Below are 14532 nucleotides of genomic sequence, written 5' to 3'. Positions count from 1 at the left end.
TTTGCTCCTTTGTCTTATCAGAAGTCAGCCAGCTGGTCGGAGGCTGCGCCCGTTGCGGTGAACCGGTTCTGCGGATCGCCGTCCTGCGTGCGCAGTTTTTCCTTCAGTGCTGTCAGCTCCGTGGTCAGTAAAGTGATTTTCTGGCTGTCCTGCTGATGGCGTGTTTCCAGCGCATTAAAACGGTCGATAATGTCGGCCTGTGACGTTGCGACGCTTTCCACCGCTTCCTGAATACGGGAGAAACTGGCGTCATCCGCTTTGCGGCCACGACCAATAATCCCCATTACGCGGTTAAACCACTGGGTGCCTTCTTCCTGGCGTTGTTCTGCCATTTCGATGATTTCAGACTCGATGGCTTCGGAGATAAGCGGTGCTTCACCCTGGATACTGTTGAACGTCATCACCGCCTGACGTTGCTGTGCCGTGAATTTCAGGCGCTCAGTGCCCAGGCTTGCCGGGGTGTCGGTCATCGCCAGCCCGACCAGATAGGCGCGCCCGTTAACGGAGAACTGCGGGTGCAGTTCGATACTGGAATAGATTTTCTTGCCGTCCGCGACAAGCTGCTTCATGCGCTCGGTCGGTTCGATTTCTGCATACAGCGCAGTACGTCCGGCCAGCGGACCTTCCGTAATGTCTTCCGTACTCAGTGCGGTGACATCGCCCATTGCGGAAAATTCGCTTGACGGGCATGGCGAGAGATAGTGCTCAACGTTCACGCGGGCAGCGTAAACATCCGGGTTGAAGTTCTCGGCGGCTTCACGCAGATGCACCGGACTGATTTCACGGCCATCAACAGTTGATCCGGAGACAGCCACGCGAAACTTTTTGCGGGATGTCTTTTTTTCATTAGCCATAGTTTTTGCCCCTCTGACTGGTTCTTCAGTCATGATGGCAAAGCGTAACAGGCTGATACAAAGGGCTTTTGTTGTAAGAAAACGGCCAGAACAGGGGGTTAAGGAGAACGGTTTCGCGCGCGGGTAATCTTCCTGTAATTACTCAGGGGGAGCAATGATTCAGGACGCTTTTGTGCGCCAGCGTGCGCGGCAACTTTACTGGCAGGGTTATCCGCCCGCAGAAATATCACGTCTGATGGGAATAAACCCGAACACGATTTATGCGTGGAAAAAACGCGACCAGTGGGATGAAACGCCACCCGTGCAGCGTGTCACGCAGTCCATCGATGCGCGCCTCATCCAGCTTACTGAAAAACAGAATAAAACAGGTGGTGACTTTAAGGAAATAGACCTGCTGACCCGGCAGCTTAAAAAACTGCATGATGGCCAGCCGGATGCGACGGCCACAGGAAAGAAAGGCCGGGCGAAAAAACTCAAAAATCATTTCACGCCGGAACAGATTGCCGCACTGCGGGAAAAAATCATCAGCAGGCTGGAGTGGCATCAGCGGGGCTGGTTTGACTCCCTGACGCTTTGCAGGGAAGCCGGGATACGTAACAGGATGATCCTGAAATCCCGACAGATTGGGGCGACCTGGTATTTTGCACAGGAAGCACTGCTGATGGCGCTGCGTGACGATGTGGCACAACCTTACCAGCGTAACCAGATTTTTTTGTCTGCGTCGCGTCGTCAGGCGTTCCAGTTTAAAAGCATTATTCAGAAGGCCGCGGCTGAAGTCGATGTGGAGCTGAAAGGGGGCGATAAAATCATCCTCTCCAACGGCGCAGAGATGCATTTTCTCGGCACTTCTGCTGCGACGGCGCAATCTTACACGGGCAATTTTTATTTTGATGAATTTTTCTGGGTCAGTCGCTTTGCTGAACTGCGCAAGGTGGCTGGCGCTATGGCAACCCTCAGCGGACTGCGGCGCACCTGCTTCTCCACGCCATCCACCGAAACGCACGAGGCATACGCCTACTGGAACGGCGACCGCTGGAACGAGAAAAAGGCCGCGCATAAACGCCAGCGTTTTTCTGTGGACTGGAAAACGCTGCATAACGGGCTTATCTGCCCTGACCGGACGTGGCGGCAAATTGTCACGCTGGAAGATGTGGTTAATCACGGCTGGAAACACACCGATATTGATGAAATTCGTGATGAAAACACCGAAGACGAGTTCCGCAATCTCTATATGTGTGAGTTTGTCCGCGAAGGGGAATCGGCATTTAACCTGAATATCCTGATTGGCTGCGGTGTTGACGGATACGACGACTGGAAAGACTGGAAACCCTTTGCCCCCCGCCCGATGGGGAATCGTCCGGTATGGATTGGGTATGACGCAAACGGCAGCAGTGGTAACGGCGACAGCGGCGCTGTGTCCGTGGTGGTTCCTCCGGCTGTTCCTGGTGGTCGTTTCAGAACGGTGGAGACGCGACGCGTTCAGGGGCTGGAATTTGAAGAGCAGGCCAGAGTTATTGAAGAGTTCACGTATCGCTACAACGTGGAACACATCGGCATTGATGCGACGGGCGGGCACGGGGATGCCGTCTATCAGATAGTGAAACGGTTTTTTCCCGCCGCCATCCCTTACACCTTCACGCTGTCATCAAAACGGTCGCTGGTACTGAAAATGCTGCAAATAATGCGTGCCGGGCGGTGGGAATACGATCGCGCCGAACGCGAGCTGGTTGCGGCCTTTAACGCCGTGCGTAAGGTGAAAACACCGGGCGGTTTTATCACTTACGAAACGGACCGCGCGAGGGGGATCAGCCACGGCGACCTTGCGTGGGCAACCATGCTTGCTGTCATTAACGAACCGATTGGCGGCGAAGGAGAAAACGAGCGTTTCACGGTTATGGAGTTCTGATGAGCAGAAAAAATAAAAAAGTGCGCATGAGTTCACGCATTGATCTCGCTGATGCGCTCAGGAAAGAATCGTCGCTCAGTGCATTCACATTTGATGGTCCTTACCGCCTGACCGGGCATGACCTGCTGGACAATATGTACTGTGCTGATAACGGGCGGTGGTATGAAACCCCGGTGGACTGGTACGGTCTGGCAAGAGCTGCCCGGCAAACGTCCTGGCATCAGTCTGCGCTTTACTTTAAGCGCAATGTATTGCTCGGCTGCTATATTCCGCACCCGCTGCTTTCCCGGCAGGATTTCTCGGCGCTGGCGCTGGACTGGTTTGTGTTCGGTAACGCATTCCTTGAGCTTCGGAGCAATATGCTCGGCGAACCGCTTAAATTACGGCACGCCCTGGCGAAATACATGCGACGCGGAAGCGATCTTGAATCATGGTGGTATGTGCAGGATGGCAAGGATGCGTTTCAGTTTCGTCCTGGCAAAGTGTGCCACCTGATGAATCCGGATATTAACCAGGAAATCTACGGCATGCCGGAATATCTTGGCGCATTACTCTCGGCCAGCCTTTCTCATTCGGCGGACATGTTCAGAAAACTGTACTACGACAACGGATCCCACGCCGGGTGCATCATCTACATCGGTGCAGCGCAGGTAAACCGCGAAAGCATGGACTCCCTGAAAGAAACGCTACAGGGGGCACGTGGTGGTGGTGCGTTTAAAAACGTGCTCATTCATGCGCCCAACGGGGGCAAAGAGGGGGTGCAAATTTTGCCGTTCCAGCAGATCACCGCAAAGGATGAGTTCATGAATGTTAAGGCGGCATCCCGTGATGATGTGCTGGCTGCGCACCGCGTTCCGCCGCAACTGATGGGGGCGATGCCGGGCGAAAAAAGTGCGTTTGGTGATGTGGAGAAGGCCGCGCGGGTTTACGCAATTAACGAGCTGATGCCCGTCATGGAGGCCATGAAGCACATCAATGACTGGCTTGGCGAAGAGGTGATCCGCTTTAACCCTTACGCACTGTTAGACACCCAGCCCACATCCTGACGCGCTTCGCTTGTCTGCTGCTTCGCCGGGGCATAAAAAATTTATGCCCCGACTCTCCAGCTCCTGTATCAGTCAGATAATTTCACGACGCTTTCCTGCTGATTGCCATCATCGACAGTCAGACTCTTACGCAATCCCACCTCGTTGACTGCATATTCTCGCCGTCTCAGTGCGATTTTGACGGCCTTACCTTTCACCCCATCAAATCAAAAGCCCTCACGTCTTTTTCACGCTCAGCGTGAGAAATACAGCCATTCTGTTGTATCTCTGCGACATCGTTCAGGGAATGCTATTTACCCCCTGAAACGCGGGCTGTTCCCCGTCACCTGCGCGCAGAAAAAACGCGTTTTTTTGTGCATGCACGGATCCTTGACGGATCCAGCCGCCACGCGGGCCGGAAGGGCAAAAAGTCGTTCAAAAAAATTGTGCAAATTTGTGCACTATTGTGCATTTATAAAATCAACTAAAAAACACCTAGTGTGACTTACCTCTACCACTCGATCGGCACGTAGTCATTAAGTTCCGGAGACCAATTGCACTTTTCACATCTGTGTTTTCCATTCTGGCAGATACATAAACGATAACGGCCACAATGCGGGCACCCATTTTCACCATTATCATAATCACCGAGCGACCATTCCTGCATAAGCAGCTCTTCTTCATCATCATTTAGCATTAATCCCCCTTGAGCTATTTACTCTTCTCGGCCCTCAAAATCATACGAGAACCATCATCCAGCTCCCAATTAATTTCACCGCCTTCTGCCATGACTAGATGCCAAACGAGTTGAGCGGCCTCGTTGGTTACATCGCGACCGCGATCATTTCCTACGCGGCGTTTTGTTCCGTCTCCTAAGTCACGCATTTTTGCCAATACGATGGTTTTTGATAGCGGTGAAAAACCAAGCTGTAGTCGTGCTGAATTACTCACTGGCTGCCCCCTTTGTACTGTGTTAACTCTTCCTGCTCCTGCATCATGCGATTGACCTGAACGCGTGTGCGTCGAACGGCAAAATTAAATTGAAACATGAGCCGGAACATTTCTGATGCTTCCGTGTGAGCATCACGGATAGGTGACAGGCGGTACAGTTCTGCCTCCGTAGCTTGTTGAATCAATGACAGATCAAATTGAAGTGCGGGTCTGGTACATTTTGCACATCTGGCAGCAAGCTCCGGTATTAGTCTCTTAACGAAGGTGTTTTGCACCGCTTTGTTGATTTGTGTCTGCATCCAAATCGCAAATTTCAGCGAACGCATAAGTTTGATAGCCTCGGGCAGCGGCAGATAGATCATGCTGGTAGATTTGGGTGGTTGGTGAACCATCTTCACGGATACGCGATTTCGCAGCGTTCGGAAAATCGTGTTCCCAACAACAGCTTCTACGGATACAGGACAGGGAGCCAGACCAGCCCGCAGTGCTTCTTTCATTAGCATGTATTCGTATTTTTTCATCGTGTTTTCCTCGTGCGGGGCGACAGTGCACCCCGATAAAATTAAAAGCCGTCAAATTCGTCATTCAGGAAATAATGCCCGGATATTCCCTGCTATCTGACTGGTTATCTGTGCGGTTGGTACTGGCTGTGGCACGGGGCGTTCTGTCCTGGTTTGTGTCACCGATAACGCCTCATCGTCAGCCCATGCAGCCAGTCGGTAAGCCTCTGCTGGATTCATTTTCAGAAGTGCCAGCCCGGCCAGAAAAGCCACGCGTTGGCCGCTTTTGCGGGCTTCTGGTGTAAGGCTGCCCAGCCAGGCGCATGCTTCGCTTTCGTTCTTGACGGCCGCAGGCTTCAGATAGAAACTTATCCGTCTGGTTGGTGTCGTCATTGGTTTACTCCTTGTCCATTGCGTACAGCCCATTAACCAGAGCAAACTGTGGCACCCCGTCCGCGATGAAAGTCGCATTAACTCCGCAGGCTTCGCGGATAGCGGGTGCCACAATCTCCGCCCCTCCACCGACAACCATCACCCGCCCGTAACCCGAAAAACCCGCCAGCGCGCGGATCACGCGTTGTTTCAGTGTTTCTTCCTTTTCACGAATAACCGCCATCAGGCTGGCGTAATGCGCGTCATTGTGGATGTGCTGGCGCAGCCAGGCTTCATCATGGCGATGTTCGATAATGGTATTGGCGATGTGGTGACTGGTGCGCATACCGTTAGTGGCCATCACCGACAGTACGGCATCGGCCATCAGAGAAACGCCTACGTGTGGATCGCAAAACACCTGGCTGATACCTGCCAGTTGCCCCTGAACCTTTGCCACATCCAGCGTGGTTCCGCCCAAATCCACAATCAGCAGGGATTCAAACGGACTCATGTCAGCCAGTGCCTTAAAGCCAGCCGGAATGGATTCAGGCATAACCCGCACGTTACGGATAGTGAATGCTTCGCCGTTCTGGTACTCCACCGGGCGCATAACGTTCGCTTTTTTGCGGTTGATGTTGGCCATGTCCGGCTGTGCGTTTGTGTCGAAATACTCGCTCAGTGGCAGGGTGACAACCACATCCACCTCCTGTGGCGTGATGCCTGATTTGACCAGCGCGTGATGAATGGCAATGACATTTACATCGCTGTACTGGTATTGCGTGTCGGTTGTCTGGACAAAGCGATCGCTGACCGGATCAAAACCATAGCGCACGCCATCAAGCATGTAGTTCGCGGGCTGCATGCCACCGAACGGCGCAGACCATTCCGACTTGAAGCTGTTCGGGCTGATGGCGTTGCGGCGTTCGCCGTTCTCAGTCCATGCCAGCTTGATGTTGGTGGAGCCGTCGTCGATACAAATTTTCATGTCGCTTTTCCTTATGTTGATTAATTAATCGTTTACGGGATTCTGAAATCCCGTTTTTGCCTGTTTTGTGCGCGCTTCATATATCGCTGCGCGTTTTTTGCTCATTTACGGGATTCGTGAGTCCCGTTTCTGTCTGTTTTTTGTTTCCACTGGTCAGGCCACCCCGCAGCAGGTCTGCTTTGCGGCGGGCGCGTTCAGTGGTTTCACTGATTCTCTGTGCGTGCTCTGCGTCGCGGATGGCGCGCAGCATGTCAGAAAGCACGGTAACGGGTGTTTTCATGGTGTTCTGGTCCTGCTGAAGTGTGGATGCCAGGCGTGCGGCGGCTTCAGGGTCTGATGCCCCCAGCTGTGTCAGATAGCTGGCGACCGGGTTATGGCGGATCTCCGTGCTGCTTACGCCATGATTACGGCTCAGGCGCTGCCAGAGCTGCGTGATTCGGCTGTCCGGGCGGGTATCCGGTTTGCGTACAATTTCAAATCCCTGCGGTGCAATGATGCTGTCGTCAACGTACAGACTGCCGCCCCGTAACAGGTGCTGCATCTGTTGTTCACCGATATGCAGGCCGAGAGATTCAGCAGACTCCCGCCATTCTTTAGCGAGTAATTCGTGGTTATCAGGCAAAGGCCGCTGCTGTTTGCGGCTCTGTGTCCAGCTCTGCATTTCATCACTGCTGTTTTTTGCCTGTTTGTCACGAAGCGAACGCATCAGCGCCCGGCGTTCGTGCCGTTTCAGTGAGCGCATCCATTCATCCACATCAACGCCGTCAGGGAGCTGCGGCCACGGTGCTGGCCGTTCTTCCGGCTGTTCTGTCCCGTTGTTGTCCGTTTCCTGTACACGGGGACAGTTATTGCCACGAGTCCAAGGGGCGGCAGGGCCGCCCTGAAGGTCAAAACCATTTTCGCGGGCGCTGTCTTCCGCTTCCGGTTTGCGTCTTACCAGCTTCCAGTTATCCGGATGCGTGCACACACGGGAGGATTCCCCGATGAGTGGTGACCAGATCCCGTAAATCTGTACGCTCTGTTCGCCGTAATCGTTCAGCTCATCGGCGAGGTCGTAGGCGGTGCGAATCAGGTAGTCTTTGCGTGGAACAAGTACGCCGCCCTGTTTCTCTATGTAGGTGGCAAAACATCCGGCATCAGCGGCGGCAAGAACCGCATCCATTGCGTCATCCTTCAGCCGTTGCGGGCCTTCCGGGTTGCGTGCCATCTGGCTGGCAAGGCGGCGCAGTTCACGCCATACCTGGCGGGAGGGGATGCCAAAGAACTGGAACTGGCGGACCCGGTGAAGGCGCGCCCAGCCGATGGCGCGTTCCACGCTCTCGGCCATTGATTTTCCGGTTTCGTGGTCAACGCGTGGCTTGCCCGTTTTCGGGTCGATGCCATCCACGGCGCGGCTGTCCAGGTTTTTCCCGATGTAGGTGGCGATGTAGCTGGTTGGCGTGCCTTTTGAGCCGTCTACATACTCCGCCTTAAAGCGCGGAGTTATGTCATCGCCCAGCTCGTGACGATCTTCCTGAATGGCAATATCGCGGGTGTGGGACACAATGGTGTCGATTTCTTCCGGATGAGCAAAGACCATCATATGCCAGTGCACGGTGCCGTCATGGTGAGGCTCCGCCGTGCGGATGCCATACCAGCGCAGGCCGTCGCGGTTCAGTTTTTTGCGGACCGTCGCAAAAAACGTGTTAACCAGGTAATCGCTGGAGTCGCGCATTGTGGCCCCGTTCCATTTGGGATTCGGATGACCGTTCTCCGTTGTGGCGTGGTATTTTGACGGGCAGGTGACAGTCAGAAACACCGCTTTGTCGCCACGGGCTTCGGCCAGAAGTTCCAGCCCCTTCATGGTGGCCATCATTTCTGCCTTACGGTGAACCGGGTTACTTACTCCCGCGTAATACACCGTCTCGAGATCAATCGTGAACCCGTCTTCATTTTCCAGCATGAAACTTTTCAGGAAATCGCGTGTTTTCTCGCGCTGTGCGCGAAACTCGCTTAACGCGTCCTGGCTCAGATAGGGCGATGTTTTTCTGGAAACCAGACAGGCGGCGCGAAGTTGTTCTTCTCTCCACTCGCAACGTAACAGCCACAGTTTGCGTTTCCACCATTCCGCACAGGTCAGGCGAAGGATTGCGCCCGGCAGCAGTTCTGTGTCCGGTTCGTGCCTCCGGTCTTTGTCTGTTGTCAGTGCGTCATAATGCGGAGGCATGGCGTGTAAGTGTAACGCCATGCGGGCCAGCATCTGATACGCCTTCAGCGTTACATCCATGGTCAGCTCGCCATCAGTCGCGCCAAAACCATCGCAGAGTTTTTCGAAGGTGCTGCTGAACATCGCCGCCGTCATGGTGGCCAGCGTCTGTATCTGGTGTTTGTTGAGTTGCGGCAGGTAAAGCAAATCGTCCAGGCGTTCACGTCCGGCAAGGGAGCGATAACCCGGTGTCAGCCAGTGTCCGTCAGTGCGATCCAGACGTTCGAATATTTTGCGCAGGGTTCCGCGTGCATAGCGTTCCGCCTGCCAGCTCTTTTTGCCTTTCCGGCGATCGGCTTCCTGTTTTTTGCGCAGGAAGGAGAGGTGGCGAATAAGCGGATCGCGCAGATAGGACGGCAGCAGGCGCAGCGAGGCCATGGCTTCATCCACCGCGCCGCGTGCCTGTTTTCTGGCGTCTCCTGCCAGTGTGATGGTTTTGTCCTGTTTTTCCTGTGCGTCCAGGCTTTTATTAATCAGGTTGCCCAGTGGCGTGGCGGAGAACGCCGCATCAGCCATTTCCTGGCGGCGCTCGTTCTCTGCCCGGTGGGCATCCAGCCAGGAGGAAAGCGCGGATTCAGGAGCGGGGATCCCCGTTCCTTCACGCCCCACTGCGTGGCGCGGTTGTTGCCAGTCCCTGATGTACTCTGCCGTCATAGTGATTTACTTCGTCATGCCATTCAGGGTGTCGCGGCAGACTGTAGCCAGCCGCTGAATTTCCAGCACGGTGTCTTCTGTGTCGGCATGGCGATGTGTGATGCGGATGCTGTCGGCAATCACATCGACGATTGCAGAGGATGGGCGCTGGTAAATGCCAATAACGGACGGGGTGCCACCTTCAATGCGGTAAAGCCTGTAATTTCCCTCGTGGCTGTCAATCATGTAGCGACCATCAATAACAATCTTTCCGTCAGCGAGCTGCGGTACAGGCAGGGATTTCAGGTACATGTCATAACGATCACGCACGCGAGCGGCAAGATCACGCTCTGTGTTGAGCAGGTATTCAAGAAAGTCGTTGGCGAGAATCATTGCGGCAATCCTCTTGTTACAGATGTGCGAAGGCCTCCCGCCGCAAGGTGCAGGAAAGGCCCGGAACAGGAATTAATGGAGTTTGTTTTGCTGCCGGATGAGCTGCTGAAGCCCGACGTGGTTTCCGGCAGTTGGAGGTGCTCATGCTCTGATTTCCCTCAGTAGCTGGTTGAACATCTGGGTTAGTGGGTTGCTACACCCAAACGGCATCAGGTTTACCTGATAAGAAAAGCGACCGCCTGTTTTGCGCTCTTTTCTTGTGACTAAACCGCTGCGCCAGAGACGGCGTAGCTCCGCATTAATGGTTGTGGTTGGTGTATTCAGTGCTGCGGCGATTTCTCCACTGCTACAACCCGGATTGGCAGCGATGTAGTCCAGAATGGTCATCTGCGTGACTCCTGTACCTGTCTGATAAGATTCACCTGCACCACGTTGGTGGCGCAGAAGTAAGTGCCGTCAGTGAGATAGATATGATGTGCATCCTTTTCTGAACGGTGTTTGTCGATTGTGGTAATCAGGCGTTCGTCAACTTCGTATTCACGTCCTCTGGAGGTGAAACGAACGACAGGAAAATGCTTAATTGCCATTACGCCTCCTTGGCGTGTGCGAATACCTCCGCGAATGCGGATTGTTTTCACATTTTCTTATTTAACCTGGGGTCTTATTTGCGCGGTTATTCTTCAGTGAAAAAGCGTTCAATCTTTTTTACTGAATTAATAATTCGCATAATCCCAATGGCGCAGACCACCGAAATAATCAGAACAAGCCATGAAATAAATATACTCATGCGATATTTCCCAGCTTATACGGTTCAATATGTTCCCCGCATTCTGCGGCACAGATCAGCTCGGAAAGTTCGTTAAGTGCATCCAGATCATCAGCGTAAAAAGCCACGTCATACAGACTTCGGATTGCTCTGGTCAATGAGTCACGGGCCGCACGTTCAGCATGAGCGCCTGATGCACTTAAGCGAAAATAAAAACGCTCAAGTGCTTTGTTAATGAGAGTTTTATATTCTTTGCCCATCACAACGCCCTTTAATCTGCTTTCTGTATTTCAGCTTCTGAATCCATACAAATAATTTCGATATAGGGTTCATCGCCATTAACCTGGCGTGCCTTTTCATCTTCGCTGATGATTTCTCGTACGGTCTGGTACGGAAGTTCCACAAGCAGTCGCGTGCCGTTCAGATAAACGTAAGTGGCTTCGTCGGCTCCGTTTTTACCCGCCGGAGTCACTCCGTCAATAGCGGATGCACGTAATAACAGTTCACCGCGAAAATCAATAAAACGGATAAATACACCTTGTGCATTGTCTTTGGTCATAAAGCACCTGTTATAAATCAGCCTGTTTAATAAAACTTTGCCCGCGAAGCAGACGATCAACCGTGCGAAGTGCTTCGTATAATGTGAGGTGTACTGGCAATAGCGGACACTACCATTTGTTCTTTTTTTAAGCAGCCATCTGATGATATTTTTCCCTGAAGGCTGCCGGGGAGATATTCCCCAGACGAGAGTGACGACGCTGACGATTGTAGAAAATCTCAATGTATTCCCGTATTACTGAGATGGCTTCATCCCGGTTATTAAAACGATAGTGGCTCAGGCTCTCATTTTTCAGCGTTCCCCAGAAGCTTTCCATCGGAGCGTTGTCGTAACAGTTACCTTTACGCGACATTGATGTTTTCAGACCAGACTGCTCCTGTATGACCCGGTAATCGTATGCGCAGTACTGTGAACCTCGATCAGAGTGGTGGATTAGCCCGGCAGGTGGGCGCTGGCTCCTGAGCGCCATAAACAGGGCTTTACCTGTCAGCTCTTTTGTCATGCGCTCTCCCATGGCGTAGCCGACAATTTCGCACGTATAAACATCTTTGATGCCAGCGAGGTACAACCATCCCTCCTGTGTGGCAACATACGTCAGGTCCGCCACCCAGACCTGATTTGGTGCTGTAGGAGCGAACGTCTGGTTCAGCAGATTTGGCGCAACTGGCAGATTGTGGTTCGAGTTCGTAGTCGCTCTGAACTTGCGTTTCTGCTTACAGCGTAGCCTTAGCTCCTTACGAAGACGTGCCAGTCGGTCACGACCAACGATGATGCCATTCTCTGCCAGCTCCGTCTGGAGCCGCCGGGTTCCATATGTTTCGCGAGTGCGGATATGTGCCACCTTAATCTCCAGTTTTAGCCGCTCATCACTTTGTTTTCTGTCTGAGGGTTCATGCTGTACCCAGTTGTAATAACCGCTCCTGGATACACCAAATACCTGACACATCGCTTCAATGGGAAATTGTTGTCGCCATTGTTCGATTAACGCGTATTTTTCAGCGACTCCTGTGCAAAATACGCTGTTGCTTTTTTTAATATATCTCGCTCAAGGCGAGCTTCATTTAACGCCTTACGCAGTTGCAGAATTTCAGATTCCAGTTCAGCCACCGTGCGGGAACCAGGAGTACCGAGCCCTTTTCTGGCGGCGGTAACCCATTGTCCTAAAGTGCCTTCAGGAAGAGATAATCGGGAAGCGCCTTCACTGATCGAAAGTTGATTTTCAAGAACCGTTCTGACAGCTTCGGCTTTGAACTCTTTAGAGTAACGTTGGGTTTTTCTGCTCATTATTAGCTCCTTCTGATGCCATTCTATTTCAGGAAGGAGTGTCCGTTAAACTCAGGCTACCTCAATGTGAAATCCTGCCCGAACTGATTGTCGCCACAGCTCAGTGCAAAAATGCGGTTTCCGGTAAACGGATTGCGTGGGCATTTGTGGATCACGATTCCAGCTTTCTCAATCAGCCAGGCGTGCTCGCCGATTTGTTTTACTGGGTAGCCATCCGGCGTTGCGTGTGTATCACTCAGGCTGTAGCGGATGTTGCTGCGTGATGCACTGGTAGTGAAACGGTTAGCGTGGCGTTCTGTTCCGGTACAAAAATTACGGCGTTGCTTCAGCATAAAATGACACCTCGTTATTTTGTCATCTGCACGTATTTCTCTGCGTTTCTGATGGTTTTCAGGAAAATTGCGAAGAGATTTACTTTGCGTTTTGTGTTTCTTCCTTCTTGAGTAACGGGAATTACCGATCTATCAGCCTGCCTTCTTACAGCGAGAATGCTTTGATTTGTGCGTTTCGCATAATCCTCTAGGCTTTCTTCAAGTACCGGTAGCCCATGTTCATTACGGTATGGGTAGAACGCCGCCAAACGCTCAAAATCCGCTTGTTCGTATGTGTTAAGGACTTTTGCCATGGTGTGATAACCTATTCAATCTGGTGCTATTTGTGGCTCTTTGTAGCGTCAAGTGGTACTCAACTGATAACCAATATAGTATTCAGGTGCACACCATGTCAATAGAGATATCAAAGAAGCTAAAAGCAATTCGAGAATCTGAGGGGCTTAGTCAGGCAAAGTTCGCGGATTCAATAGGTATTGCGGTTGGTACGGTTAAGCAATACGAGACTGGTATTCGAGGTGTGGGAACGGAGGTTTTACTGAAAATCACAATGCACCCGGAATTTAAAAAATACACTACGTGGTTGATGAGTAACGAAACAAATGAGGCTGCTGGGCAGATCAGTCCTTCTCTCTCCCCTGATGGGCCAGAAAACACATCGTCTTCTCAAAAATCCCGCAAGACTGGCACACAGCCCGGCTAATCATGGAACGCTGGGGGCATGGTGGTCTTGTAACGCTGGGGCTTCACGAATGAGCATAAAATCAATTCCGGGAGGGTATCTTCTTGACATGCGTCCTGAGGGGCGTAAAGGCAAACGCATTCGCAAAAAATTTAAAACGAAATCGGATGCAGTTTTATATGAGCGGTGGGTGCTGGCGCAACAGCATAACAATGAGTGGAAAGGAAACTCCATTGATCGCCGTCCGCTGTCAGTGCTTATTGACTTGTGGTGGAAATACCACGGCCAGCTAATGAAGTCAGGGCATAACACGCGCCTTAAATTGCTGCGCTTGAGTGAGGCAATGGATGACCCGTGCGTGCATAAACTTAATACAACGATGCTCACCGAGCTACGTGTGTCCAGGATAGAGCAGGGGATACAGCCCAGCACCATAAATCGAGAGATTGGGGCGTTAAGCGCGATGTTTACCGCACTCATCTCATCCGGCCATTTTCTTAACGATAACCCCGTTCAAGGCCTTAAAGGAATGAAGGTTAACGAGCGTGAAATGGGATATCTGAGTAAGTCTGAATGTGTTCAGTTGCTGGATGCACTGGCTGAAAATCCCGATGAACGGCTGGCCGTCGAAATCCTTCTGTCGACCGGGGCGCGATGGGGCGAGGTAGCGGCACTGGAGCAGCGCCGTGTTCTTCATTGTCGAATCACTTTTTCAAAAACGAAGAACAGCAAAAACCGTACCGTTCCTATTTCTGAAAGCCTGTTTGAAAAGATCAAAAAACGGGGCGGGAAACTGGTGTTTCCGACGCTGGATTATTCATTGGTTCGCGATGTCATCAAAACGGTCGCACCTGATGTTCCTGACGGCCAGGCTGTTCATGCGCTGCGCCACACCTTCGCCAGTCATTTCATGATGAACGGCGGCAATATTCTGACGCTCCAGAAAATTCTGGGGCACGCAAAGATTCAGACAACGATGATTTATGCCCATCTTGCGCCGGATTACTTGCAGGATGCGGTGAGGTTTAATCCCTTGGGAGGAATGTAA

General features: G+C 52.3%; 18 protein-coding genes and 3 pseudogenes. 4 read left to right on the top strand and 17 right to left on the bottom strand.

Annotated features, from left to right (window positions below):
• Nucleotides 1–17 precede the first annotated feature (17 nt).
• Nucleotides 18–854, bottom strand: a complete 837-nt coding sequence (locus tag C1P89_RS07695) for a GPO family capsid scaffolding protein (RefSeq protein ID WP_001262659.1) — start codon at nucleotides 852–854, stop codon at nucleotides 18–20.
• Between the two features lie 154 nt (nucleotides 855–1008).
• On the opposite strand from C1P89_RS07695, the gene C1P89_RS07690 reads away from it, so the two are divergent.
• Together C1P89_RS07690 and C1P89_RS07685 are read left to right on the top strand one after the other, a co-directional pair.
• Complete coding sequence (locus tag C1P89_RS07690) at nucleotides 1009–2760, top strand: terminase large subunit domain-containing protein (protein ID WP_000613763.1); 1752 nt, start codon at nucleotides 1009–1011, stop codon at nucleotides 2758–2760.
• Nucleotides 2760–3806: a phage portal protein gene (locus tag C1P89_RS07685; protein WP_000087812.1), complete on the top strand. Its 1047-nt coding sequence runs from the start codon at nucleotides 2760–2762 to the stop codon at nucleotides 3804–3806. Before C1P89_RS07690 ends, C1P89_RS07685 begins: the two co-directional genes overlap by 1 nt.
• A 690-nt stretch (nucleotides 3807–4496) precedes the next feature.
• Here C1P89_RS07685 and C1P89_RS07675 read toward each other — a convergent pair.
• The 16 genes and pseudogenes from C1P89_RS07675 to C1P89_RS07605 all read right to left on the bottom strand — a co-directional run bounded on the left by C1P89_RS07675 (nucleotide 4497) and on the right by C1P89_RS07605 (nucleotide 13098).
• Nucleotides 4497–4736 (bottom strand): DUF7446 family protein, encoded by a 240-nt coding sequence (locus C1P89_RS07675; RefSeq protein WP_000071295.1) that lies wholly within the window; start codon nucleotides 4734–4736, stop codon nucleotides 4497–4499.
• Nucleotides 4733–5257 (bottom strand): hypothetical protein, encoded by a 525-nt coding sequence (locus tag C1P89_RS07670; RefSeq protein WP_000759756.1) that lies wholly within the window; start codon nucleotides 5255–5257, stop codon nucleotides 4733–4735. Before C1P89_RS07670 ends, C1P89_RS07675 begins: the two co-directional genes overlap by 4 nt.
• Nucleotides 5258–5317: 60 nt before the next feature.
• The gene (locus tag C1P89_RS07665) at nucleotides 5318–5629 is read right to left on the bottom strand and encodes a plasmid partitioning/stability family protein (RefSeq protein ID WP_000211278.1); all 312 of its coding nucleotides are present in this window, start codon (nucleotides 5627–5629) and stop codon (nucleotides 5318–5320) included.
• Between the two features lie 4 nt (nucleotides 5630–5633).
• Nucleotides 5634–6593 (bottom strand): plasmid segregation protein ParM, encoded by a 960-nt coding sequence (locus tag C1P89_RS07660; RefSeq protein ID WP_000686484.1) that lies wholly within the window; start codon nucleotides 6591–6593, stop codon nucleotides 5634–5636.
• Nucleotides 6594–6669: 76 nt separating this feature from the next.
• Complete coding sequence (locus C1P89_RS07655) at nucleotides 6670–9492, bottom strand: replication endonuclease (protein ID WP_000123418.1); 2823 nt, start codon at nucleotides 9490–9492, stop codon at nucleotides 6670–6672.
• Between the two features lie 6 nt (nucleotides 9493–9498).
• Nucleotides 9499–9864 carry a hypothetical protein gene (locus C1P89_RS07650; RefSeq protein WP_000599382.1) on the bottom strand — a complete coding sequence of 122 codons (366 nt, stop codon included), beginning with the start codon at nucleotides 9862–9864 and terminating at the stop codon, nucleotides 9499–9501.
• Nucleotides 9861–9980: pseudogene (locus C1P89_RS25880) on the bottom strand (ash family protein); the annotation flags it as partial. The pseudogene C1P89_RS25880 and the gene C1P89_RS07650, both read right to left, overlap by 4 nt.
• A gap of 25 nt (nucleotides 9981–10005) precedes the next feature.
• The gene (locus C1P89_RS07645; RefSeq protein WP_000153690.1) at nucleotides 10006–10251 is read right to left on the bottom strand and encodes a MarR family transcriptional regulator; all 246 of its coding nucleotides are present in this window, start codon (nucleotides 10249–10251) and stop codon (nucleotides 10006–10008) included.
• Nucleotides 10248–10451 carry a hypothetical protein gene (locus C1P89_RS07640; RefSeq protein WP_000985159.1) on the bottom strand — a complete coding sequence of 68 codons (204 nt, stop codon included), beginning with the start codon at nucleotides 10449–10451 and terminating at the stop codon, nucleotides 10248–10250. The genes C1P89_RS07645 and C1P89_RS07640 overlap by 4 nt, the downstream gene beginning before the upstream one ends.
• 86 nt (nucleotides 10452–10537) lie before the next feature.
• Nucleotides 10538–10651 (bottom strand): hypothetical protein, encoded by a 114-nt coding sequence (locus C1P89_RS07635; RefSeq protein ID WP_000021668.1) that lies wholly within the window; start codon nucleotides 10649–10651, stop codon nucleotides 10538–10540.
• Nucleotides 10648–10890: a DUF4754 family protein gene (locus tag C1P89_RS07630; RefSeq protein WP_000514277.1), complete on the bottom strand. Its 243-nt coding sequence runs from the start codon at nucleotides 10888–10890 to the stop codon at nucleotides 10648–10650. Before C1P89_RS07630 ends, C1P89_RS07635 begins: the two co-directional genes overlap by 4 nt.
• 11 nt (nucleotides 10891–10901) lie before the next feature.
• On the bottom strand, nucleotides 10902–11189 hold the full coding sequence (locus tag C1P89_RS07625) for a hypothetical protein (protein WP_000159130.1): 288 nt from the start codon (nucleotides 11187–11189) through the stop codon (nucleotides 10902–10904).
• A 10-nt stretch (nucleotides 11190–11199) separates the two neighbouring features.
• Nucleotides 11200–11274 (bottom strand): annotated as a pseudogene (locus tag C1P89_RS07620) (DUF4761 family protein); the annotation flags it as partial.
• 42 nt (nucleotides 11275–11316) lie between these two features.
• Nucleotides 11317–12473, bottom strand: a protein-coding gene (locus C1P89_RS07615; RefSeq protein WP_087879964.1) for an IS3-like element IS600 family transposase whose coding sequence is annotated in 2 segments (ribosomal slippage) — nucleotides 11317–12224 and nucleotides 12224–12473 — 1158 coding nt in all. Because the reading frame shifts where the segments join, the coding sequence is not laid out codon by codon here.
• Between the two features lie 62 nt (nucleotides 12474–12535).
• Nucleotides 12536–12805 (bottom strand): annotated as a pseudogene (locus C1P89_RS07610) (DUF4761 family protein); the annotation flags it as partial.
• Nucleotides 12806–12819: 14 nt separating this feature from the next.
• Nucleotides 12820–13098, bottom strand: a complete 279-nt coding sequence (locus tag C1P89_RS07605) for a hypothetical protein (protein WP_001151412.1) — start codon at nucleotides 13096–13098, stop codon at nucleotides 12820–12822.
• Nucleotides 13099–13193: 95 nt separating this feature from the next.
• Between C1P89_RS07605 and C1P89_RS07600 the strand changes: the two genes are divergently transcribed.
• Both C1P89_RS07600 and C1P89_RS07595 read left to right on the top strand, forming a co-directional pair.
• Nucleotides 13194–13505 carry a helix-turn-helix transcriptional regulator gene (locus tag C1P89_RS07600; RefSeq protein ID WP_000021112.1) on the top strand — a complete coding sequence of 104 codons (312 nt, stop codon included), beginning with the start codon at nucleotides 13194–13196 and terminating at the stop codon, nucleotides 13503–13505.
• 49 nt (nucleotides 13506–13554) lie between these two features.
• Nucleotides 13555–14532, top strand: a complete 978-nt coding sequence (locus C1P89_RS07595) for a phage integrase (RefSeq protein WP_032156149.1) — start codon at nucleotides 13555–13557, stop codon at nucleotides 14530–14532.

The organism is Shigella sonnei (genome assembly GCF_002950395.1).
Taxonomy (GTDB): Bacteria; Pseudomonadota; Gammaproteobacteria; order Enterobacterales; family Enterobacteriaceae; genus ECMA0423.
This window is presented reverse-complemented; position numbering and strand designations above follow the sequence as displayed.

What these genes read in the sequence shown, in the direction of transcription:
- C1P89_RS07670 (WP_000759756.1), bottom strand. Translation starts at nt 5,257, where the DNA reads ATGAAAAAATACGAATACATGCTAATGAAAGAAGCACTGCGGGCTGGT.
- C1P89_RS07665 (WP_000211278.1), bottom strand. Translation starts at nt 5,629, where the DNA reads ATGACGACACCAACCAGACGGATAAGTTTCTATCTGAAGCCTGCGGCC.
- C1P89_RS07595 (WP_032156149.1), top strand. Translation starts at nt 13,555, where the DNA reads ATGAGCATAAAATCAATTCCGGGAGGGTATCTTCTTGACATGCGTCCT.
- C1P89_RS07635 (WP_000021668.1), bottom strand. Translation starts at nt 10,651, where the DNA reads ATGAGTATATTTATTTCATGGCTTGTTCTGATTATTTCGGTGGTCTGC.
- C1P89_RS07650 (WP_000599382.1), bottom strand. Translation starts at nt 9,864, where the DNA reads ATGATTCTCGCCAACGACTTTCTTGAATACCTGCTCAACACAGAGCGT.
- C1P89_RS07695 (WP_001262659.1), bottom strand. Translation starts at nt 854, where the DNA reads ATGGCTAATGAAAAAAAGACATCCCGCAAAAAGTTTCGCGTGGCTGTC.
- C1P89_RS07640 (WP_000985159.1), bottom strand. Translation starts at nt 10,451, where the DNA reads ATGGCAATTAAGCATTTTCCTGTCGTTCGTTTCACCTCCAGAGGACGT.
- C1P89_RS07645 (WP_000153690.1), bottom strand. Translation starts at nt 10,251, where the DNA reads ATGACCATTCTGGACTACATCGCTGCCAATCCGGGTTGTAGCAGTGGA.
- C1P89_RS07690 (WP_000613763.1), top strand. Translation starts at nt 1,009, where the DNA reads ATGATTCAGGACGCTTTTGTGCGCCAGCGTGCGCGGCAACTTTACTGG.
- C1P89_RS07630 (WP_000514277.1), bottom strand. Translation starts at nt 10,890, where the DNA reads ATGGGCAAAGAATATAAAACTCTCATTAACAAAGCACTTGAGCGTTTT.
- C1P89_RS07600 (WP_000021112.1), top strand. Translation starts at nt 13,194, where the DNA reads ATGTCAATAGAGATATCAAAGAAGCTAAAAGCAATTCGAGAATCTGAG.
- C1P89_RS07605 (WP_001151412.1), bottom strand. Translation starts at nt 13,098, where the DNA reads ATGGCAAAAGTCCTTAACACATACGAACAAGCGGATTTTGAGCGTTTG.
- C1P89_RS07625 (WP_000159130.1), bottom strand. Translation starts at nt 11,189, where the DNA reads ATGACCAAAGACAATGCACAAGGTGTATTTATCCGTTTTATTGATTTT.
- C1P89_RS07655 (WP_000123418.1), bottom strand. Translation starts at nt 9,492, where the DNA reads ATGACGGCAGAGTACATCAGGGACTGGCAACAACCGCGCCACGCAGTG.
- C1P89_RS07685 (WP_000087812.1), top strand. Translation starts at nt 2,760, where the DNA reads ATGAGCAGAAAAAATAAAAAAGTGCGCATGAGTTCACGCATTGATCTC.
- C1P89_RS07660 (WP_000686484.1), bottom strand. Translation starts at nt 6,593, where the DNA reads ATGAAAATTTGTATCGACGACGGCTCCACCAACATCAAGCTGGCATGG.